Source organism: Pontibacter qinzhouensis, from assembly GCF_008017455.1.
GTDB lineage: Bacteria > Bacteroidota > Bacteroidia > Cytophagales > Hymenobacteraceae > Pontibacter > Pontibacter qinzhouensis.
Genome location: NZ_VRTY01000135.1, coordinates 1 through 13,280, shown reverse-complemented (window position 1 = coordinate 13,280; position 13,280 = coordinate 1). Strand labels below are relative to the sequence as shown.

Genomic DNA, 13,280 nt, shown 5'->3' with positions numbered 1-13,280 from the left:
AGCACTACAACTTGCCGGCAGGAAGTCGGAGACTTCCAATTTTCATACAACATTTGAAGTCCTCCTGCGGAAGAATCCAAACAGCGAGGAATTTTGAATCACGAAGTAGTAGCCCTTGACTCATAAAGCTCAAAAAGTCTCCGGAAGGCCAAAAGCATTAGAATAATTTTACCAAAAGAAAGGAAAGCTAATATCAAACAAGGTATTGCGGCAGTCTACAACGGAGCAACAGCATGAGCCCGGTGCACAAAATGAAAATAGACTGTTTGAGCGGTCAGCGAGTGGGGGAAGGGGCCCTCGATTTCTATTTTCTTGATTTTTTTGGTTCTTTTTGTATCAAGACAAAAAGAACAAGAAAGCAGGCAATGAAACAGCTTCAGTCAGCAATCGCAGCAAGAAAAGCAGCTATGCGAACTTAAACATCAAAACCAATAGCAAAAGTAGATGCATCTCGCCCACAAGATCCTTCCAGGATGACAAAGAGGAAGAATTGGGCAAGACTACAAGAGGAGATCAAAACAATAACCATTTAACAACTAAACCATCAACAATCAACCACCAGCAATTATTCCAATAAAAACACCCTTCCAAAGCATATTAGACCTGAAAAGAGTCAAGGCCTTGGTAGACCAAAATGAACTCCCTATGAAAAGCCTACTCTCACTGCTCCTGCTGATTGCCTGTAGCTTTGCTGCACTAGCTCAGCAAAAAGCACCAACAGCCCAGCCTGCACTTATCCCCTATCCTGCCTCGCTGGTGCCGCAGGCAGGAAGCTTTACCATTACCGGCAGCACGAAACTAGTCTTGGCAAAAGAAGCCGCCGTGTTTCAGAAAGAAGCGGAGCAGTTGCAGGAACTACTGGCAAATGGTATTGGCAAAAAACTGGCAACCACAAAAAAACCAAGCAACAACAGCATGCTGCTGCAGTACGACAAAACTATTACAGCGCCGGAAGGCTACCTTTTAACTGTAACACCAGCACAGGTTACACTGGCGGCCAAAGAACCTGCCGGTATGTTTCGGGCCATCCAGACGCTGCGGCAGTTGCTCCCACCCACTATCGAAAAGAAGCAGCCACAACAGCTTGTGCTGCCGGCTTTACAAATAAAAGACCAGCCGGCTTTCGACTGGCGCGGCATGCATTTAGATGTGTCGCGTCATTTCTTTTCTACTGATTACCTGCGCAAGTACATCGACCTGCTGGCGCTTTACAAGTTCAACAAGCTGCACCTGCACCTGACTGATGATCAGGGCTGGCGCATCGAAATCAAAAAGTACCCGAAATTGACAGAGGAAGGTGCCTGGCGCACATTCAACAACCACGATTCTGTTGTTATTGCCAAATCGAAAGAGAACCCCGATTTTGCCTTAGAGGAGAAGCACCTGGTGCAGCGCAATGGCAAAATCCTATACGGTGGCTTTTACACGCAGGCGGAGATGAAGGAGATCATCAGTTACGCTGCTTCAAAACATATCGAGATTATTCCGGAGATAGATATGCCGGGCCACATGATGGCAGCTATAAATGCCTATCCGATCTTGGCTTGCGATGAAAAAACCGGTTGGGGCAAAGATTTTTCTATTCCTGTTTGCCCGTGCAACGAGAGCACCTTTACGTTTGCAGAAGCTGTACTCACCGAAATAGCCGATCTGTTCCCAAGCCAATACATTCATATAGGAGCCGATGAAGTAGAAAAAACAACCTGGACGCAATCGGCAGCTTGCAAAGAGCTGATGCAGAAAGAAGGGTTAAAAAATGTGAATGAGCTGCAAAGCTATTTTGTGCACCGCATCGAAAAGTTTCTGCAATCGAAAAACAAAAAGGTCATTGGCTGGGACGAGATGCTGGATGGTGGCGTGGCTCCATCGGCCGTAGTCATGTACTGGCGCAGCTGGGAAGCAGATGCTCCGCTTAAAGCCGCCCGAAACGGCAACCAGATCATCATGACCCCAGTGAACACGCTTTACTTCGATGCCTTGCCAGATAAAAATTCACTGGAAAAAGTTTATAATTTTCAGGTGATTCCGGATGGTTTAAACACAGCAGAAGCAAAACTGGTACTAGGCGCACAGGCTAACCTCTGGACCGAATACATACCATCTGAAAACAGAGCCGAATACCTGTACATGCCCCGCATGACAGCGCTGGCCGAGGTAGTCTGGACGAACAGAAAAGACTACGACAGTTACCAGGCCAGGCTAAAAGAACATTACAAACGATTAACCGCGCTGGATGTACATTACCGCGTACCCGACCTGACTGGTTTTTCAGAAGAAAGTGTGTTTGTAGACCAGGCAACGCTACAGGTACAAAAGCCACTCGATAACCTCACCATCCGCTACACCACCGATGGCAGCTTACCGGGCAGCACTTCTCCTGTACTCGACAAGCCGCTCCCGATTACCCAAACAGCCACGATTAAACTGGCAGCCTTTACACCGGAAGGTTTAAAAGGAGACACTTACACCATCAACTACAAAAAGCAAAACTATGCCGCACCAGCTAAAGCCACTGCTACACAAGCTGGTTTACAGGCTACCTATGTAGCTGGCTCCTTTAAGTCAGCCGATGATATAGCCAAGACAGCAGGCACCAAAAATACGGTTACAGTAAAAACGGTGCAGGTGCCACCACAGGCAAAAGCCGATAAATTTGGCGTGCAGTTCCGCGGTTACCTCGCTATTCCGGAAACTGGCATCTACACTTTCTACCTGACCTGCGACGATGGAGGTATCTTACGCATAGCAGACCGCATGGTCGTAGACAACGACGGCCTGCACTCCGCCATCGAAAAAAGCGGACAGGTGGCGCTCCAAAAAGGCCTGCAACCCATCGCCTTAGACTTTATAGAAGGCGGCGGAGGTTACACCCTAAAACTAACCTACAGCAAAGACGGCAGCACCCCCCAGGAAATCCCCGAAAGCTGGCTGAAGCAGTAGCAACCCTTGGCATATAAAGCTGGGAAAGCCTCCGGAAGACCAAAATCATTAGAATAATTTCATCAAAAGAAAGTTAATCTTATAATATGTATTGCGGCAGTCTACTACGGAGCAACAGCATGAGCCCGGTGCACAAATTGAAAACAGACTGTCTGAGCGGTCAGCGAGTGGGGGAAGGGGCCCTCGATTTCTGTTTTCTTAATTTTTTTGGTTCTTTTTGTATCAAGACAAAAAGAACAAAGAAGCTAGCAATGCAATAGCTCCACGCCTGAAGAAGCAATAGAACCTGCTATGCGAACATGAACTTTATTAATAATAGCCGAAGCTATCGGTTCTCGCTCGCAAGATTCTTTCAGGATGACAAGGAGTGAGAAGTAGAGGGAAAACAGCTATGCGAACTTAACATAATCTGCCAGTAGTCGAAGCTAACGGATCCCGCCCACAAGATCCTTTCAGGATGACAAAGTGAGAAAGAAGTGTTAGGGATGCAGTTGAGCAATAGTAGAGAGGCTGAAGGAACAACCGTGGCAATTAATGAGAAATCAGTTGAAAGTACAGCATTGGAAACAACCTCTGAAAGCCCATTTTCATTAGAATAATTTGATTTATAAAGACAACGCAAAGGCATCAGCTATTCAGAAATAACATCATTCTTCATGAAGAAAAACACTACTTATATTAAATCTGTAGCACTTGTAGTACTGGCAGCCAGCATGTTTTCAGCCTGCAAAAGCCTGAAAGAAGATGCTGCCGATACCCCTGTTACCAGCCTAACCCAATATGTCGATCCTTATATCGGTACAGGTTTCCATGGCCATGTGTTTATGGGAGCCAACGTTCCTTTCGGTGCGGTGCAGCTGGGGCCAACCAATATGTCGGAAGGGTGGGACTGGAGCTCCGGCTACCATTACTCCGACTCCACCATTGTAGGCTTTGCGCATACGCACTTAAGCGGCACCGGTATTGGCGATTTAGGAGATATTTCGGTTATGCCGACGACAGGTCCGCTGAAGCTGATAAAGGGACCGCTGAAAAACCCGGAGCTAGGGTACTACTCACTCTTCTCGCACGAGCAGGAAACGGCTGTTCCGGGTTATTACACAGTGCAGTTGCAGCGGTACAACATAAAAGCCGAACTAACAGCCTCCGAACGGGTGGGCTTTCATCAGTATACTTTTCCTGCCTCAGATACCTCGCACATCATTTTTGATCTGGAAGAAGGCATTGGTTGGGATCAGGCCACCGACACGTTTATAGAACAAGTAAACGACAGCACGCTGGCAGGTTACCGCCACTCCAAAGGCTGGGCACCCGATCAGCGCCTGTACTTTGCTGCTGTTTTTTCTAAACCTATGAAAAATTTCACCAGCTACCAGGTCACCGACACGCTGGGCACGGCAGTGGCTGCCTCCAGAGGAAACAAAATAAAAGGAGCCGTCAGTTTTACGACTCAGGCAGGTGAAAAAATAAAGCTGAAAGTGGGCCTGTCGCCGGTGAGTTCTGAAAATGCCTTGGAGAACATTAAAGCTGAAATTCCGCATTGGGATTTCGATAAAGTAGCAGCAGCAGCCGATGCCGCCTGGAACCAGGAACTGCAAAAGGTACGCATTCAAACAAAGGACGAAGCGCAGCTCAAGACCTTCTACACCGCCCTCTACCACACCATGATCGCCCCATCTATTTTCAACGATCATAACGGCGATTACCGGGGAACCGACAAGAAAGTGTACACCGGAGCATCCTTCACCAACCTGACCACCTTCTCGCTCTGGGATACCTACCGGGCGGCTCACCCGCTGTTCACACTGCTGCAGCCGGAGCGCGTTAACGACATGATTAGCTCGATGCTGGCCATTTATCAACAGCAAGGTAAACTACCTGTGTGGCACCTGATGGGCAACGAAACCAACACCATGGTCGGTTACAGTGCTGTACCCGTGGTCGTAGATGCTTATTTAAAAGGTTTCAGCGGTTTTGATGCAGAGTTGGCATATGAGGCTATTAAAACCACCGCCATGCGCGACGACTTTGGCCTGAAGCATGTAAAGGAGCTTGGCTTTATACCGGCAGATAGCGAAGTGGAAACGGTAGCAAAAGGACTGGAATACGCCATTGACGATTGGTGCATTGCCCAGATGGCTAAAAAAATGGGCAAAGAAGAAGATTACAATTACTTCAGCAAGCGCGCCAGAAACTACGAGAATTACTTCGACAAGCAGACGCGTTTTATGCGTGGCAGGATCTCAAAAACGGAGTGGCGAACACCTTTCAACCCGTTTGTATCGCGCCACATGAAAGACGATTTCACGGAAGGCAATGCCTGGCAATACACCTGGCTGGTGCCGCAGGATGTGGAAGGCCTTATAACTTTACTCGGCGGAGAAGCACCGTTTATTCAAAAGCTCGATTCCTTGTTTGTAGCCGAAGGCGACATGGGCGAAGAAGCCTCTAACGACATCACCGGCCTGATCGGACAGTACGCGCACGGCAACGAACCCAGTCACCATATTACCTACCTCTACGCCTACGTAGGCCAGCCCTGGAAAACGGCGGAAAAGGTACGCTTCATTTTGGAGAACTTTTACACGGCTAAACCAGATGGTATTATTGGCAACGAAGATGTAGGTCAGATGTCGGCCTGGTATATTTTTTCTACGCTAGGCTTTTACCCTTTAAACCCTGCCAACGGTGCCTATGTATTCGGCAGCCCGGCCATAGACCAGGCCACGTTAATACTGGCAAACGGAAAAGCCCTTACCATTGAAGCACAAAACAACAGCCCTGAGAACAAGTATATTCAAAGTGTTACGTTCAATGGCAAACCCTACAGCAAATCGTACATCCTGCACAAGGACCTGGTGCAGGGCGGCAGCTTGGTTTTTGAAATGGGCAGCAAACCGAGCACAACATGGGGTGTGGCAAAAGAAGACCGGCCAGCTTCAGTTGTAAAATAAATTTTTATTTAAATGGGAAAAGCTCCTTCGCTGTTTTGGCGGAGGAGCCTTCTTGTTTTATAGCTTTTTGGTTTCGTAAATTTAGTTTAGCAGCTTTTTTCTTTTACCATTCCAACTAATTACCCTTGCTAGCTCACCTTTTCAAACTTGTTTTCACTAATACATCACCAAACCTCTTCACCCTGTCATCCTGAAAGGATCTTGTGGGCGAGATCCGAGAACTTCTACTATTATTGATGAAGTTCATGTTTGCATAGCAGGTTCTATTATTTTTTAGACTTGTAGCTATTGCATAGCTGGCTTCTTTGTTCTTTTTGTCTTGATACAAAAAGAACAAAAAAAATCAAGAAAACAGAAATCGAGGGCCCCTTCCCCCACTCGCTGACCGCTCTTTAAAGAGGGCCCCTTCCCCCGACAGTCTGTTTTCGTTTTGTGCACCTGGCAAATGCTATTGCTCCGTTGCCTCCTGTCGCAATATATAGTATGGAGTTAGCTTTGATTTCTTCGGTGAAATTATTCCAAGGATTTTTGCCTTCCGGAGGCTTTTTGAGCTTTATGAGTCAAGGGGTGAGAAACCATCTTCTTAATCGTCTATTCAAAATCCACTCAAAACAACCATGTAACAATCAAACCATTCAGCAATTAACAATTAGCAACCAACTATTAACAACTAACTTACGGCCGGAACACAACGTGCTTGATGTTGCGCCGGTTGTAGGTGTAGGTGATGTGCACGAGGCCGTCGTTGGTTTGTAGCACGGCCGGGTAACTGTATTCTTCTTTGTCGCCGTTTTCGAGTACCGCTACATCTTTCCAGGTTCTGCCGTTGGTGGAGGTGGCGACGTAGAGTTTTCCGCGGCCGTTAAACCAATCATTACCGGGCACATCCGGGTTGTATACGATTACCTGCGTTCCATCTGTTAGCGTAACGGCATCTGTACCAGAATTAGGATTAAGTAAAGGCGTTTTAAAAAGCGGCCCCCAGGAGTTACCAGCATCTGCCGACCAGGCCTGCATCACGCTGCCATGCTTGCTGCGGCACAAGAGCTGCAGGCGGTTGCCCGGGTGGAACAAAACACTTGGTTGAATTACCTCCACACCTGAGCTGGTATCTACCGGAATATGTTGCCAGGTCATGCCGCCGTCGATAGACTTCTCGATATGTGCTTTCCAGCGTTCGGTGCTTTCTTCTATGCTCGAAGGTGAAATGATAGCTCCATCGGCAAGTTGTACTGGTTTGTTCTTGATTGGACCAAGTATACCATCCGGTAATTTTCTGGCTTCCGACCAGGTTAGTCCTTCATCATCAGATGTTTTTACCATGCCCCACCACTCGCGCGGGTTAGGGCCAACTTTGTAAAACAGGAACAGCCTTCCTTCCTGCGTCTTAAACAGCACCGGGTTCCAGGTGGGGTAACGAAGTGAATCATTTACAATGCCATTCGCTATGGCAACAGGTACCGAAACGCCTGCTTCATCCACTGTACTTAGCCATATATCCACATCGTTTCTGCCTTCTGCCGATCCGCCGAAGCACGACAACAAAAGCTTCCCTCCTGTTACCTCCACTATGGTAGAGGCATGGCATTGCTTAAAAGGTGCGTCTTCAAAAAGGAGCTCCTCCTTTACCTTCGTCCAGGCAGTTTGTGCCTTTGCAGACCCAACCAGGTGCAGCAACAGCAAAAGCAGGATAACGGAATACCGATTCAAATGAAACTCAGTTTAAATATGACACTAAACATTACACTTTAACAGCTGCAGAAGCGCGTTTCAATGCTGCCAACACATCATCTGAAACGTCTCCGAACAAGGATATTCCGCCTGCGCCGTTTTGCATGGCATATTCCATGCCTTGCTGCAGTTCTATTTTATTTTTGAAATCAGGAAGAAAAAGACCGGCATAGAGCGGGAACCGGCCTGCCAGAAAATGCACACCTTCTGTAACTGCATCGCCAATCCAGCGGACGTCTTCCTTGTAAAAGCCATGATAGATCATGGGGCAAACACCGGTAAGGTTCCAGTTCGTCCAGTCTTGCCGCACAATGCGCCTGGCCACTTCCGGCGTAGGAAACACAGCTGCGGTTATAGCTTTTTTATGTTCTTTGGCAACAGCAGCCAGCTTGTTCACGATGTTATTCACGGCATTGTAGCGGAACAGGCGCCACGACAAACTCTCCTCCGGGTATTGTATCTTTTTAATGTCTTCGCCACGCCAGGCTTTAAACTTCGCTTGGCACACATCGCAGTAGCAGTAATCGTACTCCGGCAGTTCCTTTGTCTGCTCAATTTTGTAGTTATCCCAGAGGTTAACAGGCAAAATCACATCGCAGAAACGAATGTAGTCTAGGTGTATGCCATCTACATAATCCTTTTGTAATGTCTTGCGCACATCCGCCTCCAGGTACTCCTGCACCTCTTCGCGGGACGGGCAGAGCCAGCGATAGTAATTTACATAAGGCGGTTGGTCGGCACAGGATTCTCCTTTCCGGTTGCGGGCATACCACTCCGGGTGTGCCTGCAGCAGCTCTTTTTCGCCTCGGTTCATGATCCACATCCAGCGGTGTGCTTCCAGTTTCTGTTTTTTTGCAGCCCGAAAATGAACTTCGCTGTCAGCCTCGAAAAAAATGCCCCTGATACCGGCTTCGTAATACTGCTTGTATTTTTTCTGAAGCGTTTCATCTGTATCGTTGTGGTTCGGATTGATCCAGACCCAATGTTTCCAGCTTTTCTTTTTGCTGGCAGGGGCGGCCAGCGAAGTAGCATGTAAGCTGGCCGCCATACCGGCAGCACCTGCCAGTAAACTGGTTTTCAGGAAAGTTCTTCTGGTTTTCATAAGGTATTTTTTAGCTTTTGAATGAGTCCCTCCTGGTTAATGCTCCACACGGCATTATCGGGACCTTGAATGGTGGCCATAAACTGGTGTTTGGTAGCTTCGAGCTGTAGCTGGTTTGTGTGGTTTTCTATAACAACCCGCTCCTCTTCTTCAAAGCCCAATTGTCCCAGCGAGGTAGCATATAGTTGATGCTTTTCGTAATACTCCTTTTGGCGGTAGTACACCAGCCACAGGTAGTTCTTTTGCTTTTCTGCGTAAGGCAGCTTGAAATCAACTTCTCTAGTGCCAGCCTTCTGTTTTGTAAAATGCAGGTAACCCCAACGCTCCGGGTAATGCATGTTCACCACTCCCTGCGGCGACCATACCCAATTATGCTCCGGTAAAGGCTGCCCGCTTTTATCTTTCTTCTTCACATATTTCCCGTTCTTCACCTCAATGTCCCACTCTACCCTCGAAAAATTAATGCGCCACAGGCTTCCTTCTCTAGGCACTTTTGTGTCGTTACCCATTGAGACAGAGCGGAACGGAATTGCCATTTCTACTGTCCAGCCCTGATCGGTATCTTTCGGGCTGTTGAGCGTACCCTGCACCTGCACCGCCGACTGCAGCTTATCCAGGTTCCACGGAATCATGGCACTCCCGCCATTTCGGTAAGGCTTGGGCAGGAACAGATCGAAAATGGTATTCAGGGCATTTACTTCGATTTCGTAATACCCATGCGTGGTGTTTTCAGGATCTAGGAAAACTTCAAAATCATTGTCGTGAAAAATAATTTCGTCGTGCTGCTTCAGCGTAGCCCACACATGTGGTTCTTTTAATTCAGCAGCAATAAACAAGTGGGTATCGTTCCAAACCATTTTTACGCGCGTATCGAAGGAAGGCTTTGGTTTAGCATCGCCTTCAATGTCTTCAAAGCGTTCGCTCCAGCTGACCTTTTTCCACACATCGTCGTTGATATTGCCATCTATAATGGGTGCTTTCTCAGCAAAGTAAGCGGTGTAACTTTTTGGTTGTGTAAACAACGGTTCCAATCCGGCAAAAGACGACTGCGCCCTTCCCGCTGTTGTTGCCAGTAGCAGCAAAAACAGCACAAAACAAAGCAAACCTTTGGCATTGAATATCCCCTTACCTGCTCTCATAAATCTTCTGTAAGTAATAGTAGTAATCATATTTTAATTCGCATCAAAACGCGTATGGCTAACGGTGGTGGGGCTCTGTCCTATTCGGACGTGATTTTATTTAAAACTAATTTTAGAAAGCGCCTTAGCTTAAATTCAAAACTGATACACGCTAGTAGTATTTTGTCCCCCTTTGAAGGGGGTTGGGGGATGACTTACACTTGAGAACACACTATGTTAAAATATTTTCTTTAGAAGCATAGAAAATGAGTTTTCTGCAAAAATGAAACATCCCCCTAACCCCCTTCAAAGGGGGACTTTCCTCTTATAGTAATTTTATGCGTATCAATCTTGATTTTACTGCCCGGCAGCCGATAACTGAATGGCGTTTTGCACGTCAAATTCAGTTGTAAGCCGGATATCTTCTGAGGAAGCTCCTACCATAATGGTAAATTTACCTGGCTCCACCACCCACTGCATTTTCGTATCGAGCAGCATCAGGTCTTCGGCATTCAGTTCCAGTTCTACTGTTTTTTGCTCCCCGGCCTTCAGGTGCACCCGCTGAAATTTTTTAAGCTGTTTCGCTGGCGTAACGGTAGAACTAACATTGTCGCGCAGGTAAAGCTGCACCACCTCATCGCCATCGCGGGAGCCGTTGTTTTTTACCGTTACCTGCACCTTTACCTGAATGCTACCTTGCTCCTCTGCTGTGCTTACTTCTAGCTGGCTATAGTCGAATTTAGAATAGCTCAAGCCGTGTCCAAAACTGTAGAGCGGCTTTGCATCGGTTTCCACATAATCGTGGGGAGCAGGCCGTTTGGCGTTGTAGTATACCGGCAGCTGCCCCACGTGTTTCGGCACCGATATAGGCAAGCGCCCGGCAGGATTATAGTCGCCGAACAGCACATCGGCTATGGCATTGCCACCTTCCTGACCCGGGTACCAGGCATCCAGAATGGCAGGCACATGCGCGGCCATCCAGTTCAGGTTAAGCGGCCGGCCTTTGATGAGGACCACCACCACCGGCGTTCCGGTTTTTACCACTGCCTGCAACAACTCCAGTTGCTTGCCCAGCAGGTCCAGCGTGGCACGGTCGTAGCCTTCGCCACTTTCCATATCGCTGATGGCCTCGGCTCCGGCAGCGGCTGTAACGGTAGCGGCTCCTGTGCTTTGGTATTCTGTTTTAAAATCGCGGGCACTCGATCCTCCCAGCACCACCACCGCTACTTCGGCATTACGGGCTGCTGCTACGGCTTCTACTATGTTGGCAGCTGTTGTATCGCGGATGGCGCACCCTTTTACATAGTTCACTTTGGTGTTGGCGCCTACTTTGTTTTGGATGCCTTTCAGCACCGTTACAATGTTGCTCTCCGACTGCGGCGCGGTGTAGTCGCCGAGTTGGTTGTACATGTTGTCGGCATTCGGCCCGATAACAGCGATACTTTTCAGGTTTTTGCTGAGCGGCAGCACCTCTTCATTCTTCAGCAACACCACAGACTCCTGTGCCACCTGTCGCGCCAGCTGCACGTGGTTTGTATTTCTGACCAGCTTTGCCGCTTTCTTGGCATCTACATAAGGGTTTTCGAACAAGCCCATTTCGAACTTCAGGCGCAACACCCGGCTTACCGCCTCGTTCAGCACCTCCTCCTTTACCTGGCCTGCTTTTAGCGCATCGAGTAAAGCTTTGTCGTAGCCGTAACCGCTCAGGTCTGCATCCAGTCCGGCATTTATAGCCAGGGCGGCGGCATCGGCTGGCGTAGCGGCTACTTTGTGGCTGCTCACCAAACCCGAAATGCTTCCTAAATCAGAAACGGTAAATCCGTTGAAGCCCCATTGTTTGCGGAGCAGGTCGCTGAGCAGGAATTCGTTAGAAGAACAGGGCACGCCATCAATAGAGTTATAAGCCGTCATGACAGAGAGTGCACCTGCCTTTACAGCCGCCTGAAAAGGAGGCAGAAAACTCTGGTGAAGTTCCCGATGCCCCGTGCTGATGCTGCCTCCGTTATGCCCCCCCTCCGGCACTCCATAGGCTGTAAAGTGTTTCAGTGTGGAAATAACATTCACGCCGCTTTTGAGATTATCGCCCTGAAAGCCTTTTACCATGGCAATGCCCATCTGGCTGTTCAGCACCGGATCTTCGCCATAAGTTTCCTCTACCCGCGACCAACGTGGCTCGCGTGCCAGATCCAGCACCGGGCCGTAGCCGATGTGTGCTCCCTGCACGCGGGCTTCAGCGGCAATAGCGGTGGCCATACGCTGAATCAGGGCGGGGTTCCAGGTGCTGCTTTGCCCGATAGAGGTCGGGAAAACAGTTGTACCAATGGCCATGTGCCCGTGCGGACATTCTTCGGCCAGCAGCAGCGGTATGCCCAGGCGGGTTTTCTCAACCACATATTTCTGCAGCGCATTAGTAGCCTCGGCTGCCAGTGCCGGGTTTAAGCCGGTGGTCAGTGTTTTTTGTGTCCAGGGGTCGGCGCGTAAGGTGGCCCACAGCATCCCGATATGCCGTTCGTCCACCGCTTTTCTGAAGGCGGCACTAGTGGTTACTTTCTTTGGCTGCTTGTCATACATTTCCCAACCCAGCAAGGTCGATAGCTGGCCCACTTTTTCTTCCACGGTCATGCGGCCCAGCAGATCGTTTACTCTTTCTGAGGTGGCGGCTTTGCTGTTTTTGTACAGTGGCTGTGCATAAGCAGCGGTACTGCAAGTCAGGCTGATAAAAAGTATTATAGATTTAATCATGCAATAAAAGTTTAAAAGAGGGAATGAAGGCTAATCTGGCAAACAGGAATCTTTCCATAGCCAACAACTCTCCTCCGGCTTTCCCTGCTCCTGCTTGTTGAGAAGCGGGAAATTTGCATATCGTTATTGAAGTTCTTCTAAAATAGGTTTGTCTACTGTCCGTAGCTCTTTCTGCAGCACGTCGTTTTGCTGATCGAGCACCACCACTTCGTTTTTGCCTTTGGTGAGCCAGCAGCCCGGCAGGTACAGCGTCTGCTGCGGACCAATTTTCCAGTAGCGCCCGAGGTTGTGCCCGTTTATGAACACAATGCCTTTGCCCCAGCCGCGCATATCCAGGAACACATCGCCGGTTTGCTTTAGCTCAAATGATCCGGTGTAAAGCGTTGGTTTACCTTCTTTGTTTTTGGAAGTATGTTTCGTTAAATCAGGCACCTTATCGAACGGCATTTTGTACATGTTCCAGTCGCCGGTTATCTCAAAATCGTTGATCAGGATCGGAGAAATGATTCCTTTGGTGTTGTGCACAATTTCGGAGCCGTAGTTAATGCGCCCCATGTTCTCTACCAGCAGCTCCAACATCCCGTTAAAAGGAATCTGAATATCCAGCTCGTACTTGTTCTCCTGCCGGTTCAGCTCTCCTACTTTTTTACCGTTTACATACACGGTGGCATAGTCGCGGAGGCCCTTTACCTG

At 48.5% G+C, this 13,280-nt stretch carries 7 protein-coding genes; 2 read left to right on the top strand and 5 right to left on the bottom strand.

What is annotated here, in order from left to right; translation table 11 throughout:
• Positions 1–645: 645 nt before the first annotated feature.
• Positions 646–2,940 (top strand): family 20 glycosylhydrolase, encoded by a 2,295-nt coding sequence (locus FVR03_RS22135; protein WP_147923961.1) that lies wholly within the window; start codon positions 646–648, stop codon positions 2,938–2,940.
• Positions 2,941–3,596: 656 nt separating this feature from the next.
• Positions 3,597–5,894, top strand: a complete 2,298-nt coding sequence (locus FVR03_RS22130; RefSeq protein ID WP_147923960.1) for a GH92 family glycosyl hydrolase — start codon at positions 3,597–3,599, stop codon at positions 5,892–5,894.
• A 675-nt stretch (positions 5,895–6,569) separates the two neighbouring features.
• Here FVR03_RS22130 and FVR03_RS22125 read toward each other — a convergent pair.
• From FVR03_RS22125 to FVR03_RS24610, 5 genes are all read right to left on the bottom strand, one after another.
• Positions 6,570–7,604, bottom strand: a complete 1,035-nt coding sequence (locus FVR03_RS22125) for a sialidase family protein (RefSeq protein ID WP_147923959.1) — start codon at positions 7,602–7,604, stop codon at positions 6,570–6,572.
• A 31-nt stretch (positions 7,605–7,635) separates the two neighbouring features.
• On the bottom strand, positions 7,636–8,727 hold the full coding sequence (locus FVR03_RS22120) for a family 10 glycosylhydrolase (RefSeq protein ID WP_222707294.1): 1,092 nt from the start codon (positions 8,725–8,727) through the stop codon (positions 7,636–7,638).
• Positions 8,724–9,866: a carbohydrate-binding family 9-like protein gene (locus tag FVR03_RS22115; protein ID WP_147923962.1), complete on the bottom strand. Its 1,143-nt coding sequence runs from the start codon at positions 9,864–9,866 to the stop codon at positions 8,724–8,726. Before FVR03_RS22115 ends, FVR03_RS22120 begins: the two co-directional genes overlap by 4 nt.
• A 336-nt stretch (positions 9,867–10,202) precedes the next feature.
• Entirely contained in the window at positions 10,203–12,587 is a 2,385-nt protein-coding gene (locus tag FVR03_RS22110) for a glycoside hydrolase family 3 N-terminal domain-containing protein (protein ID WP_147923958.1), read from the bottom strand.
• A 123-nt stretch (positions 12,588–12,710) separates the two neighbouring features.
• Positions 12,711–13,280 (bottom strand): glycoside hydrolase family 35 protein (locus FVR03_RS24610; protein ID WP_222707293.1); only part of this gene is annotated, 570 nt, incomplete at its 5' end.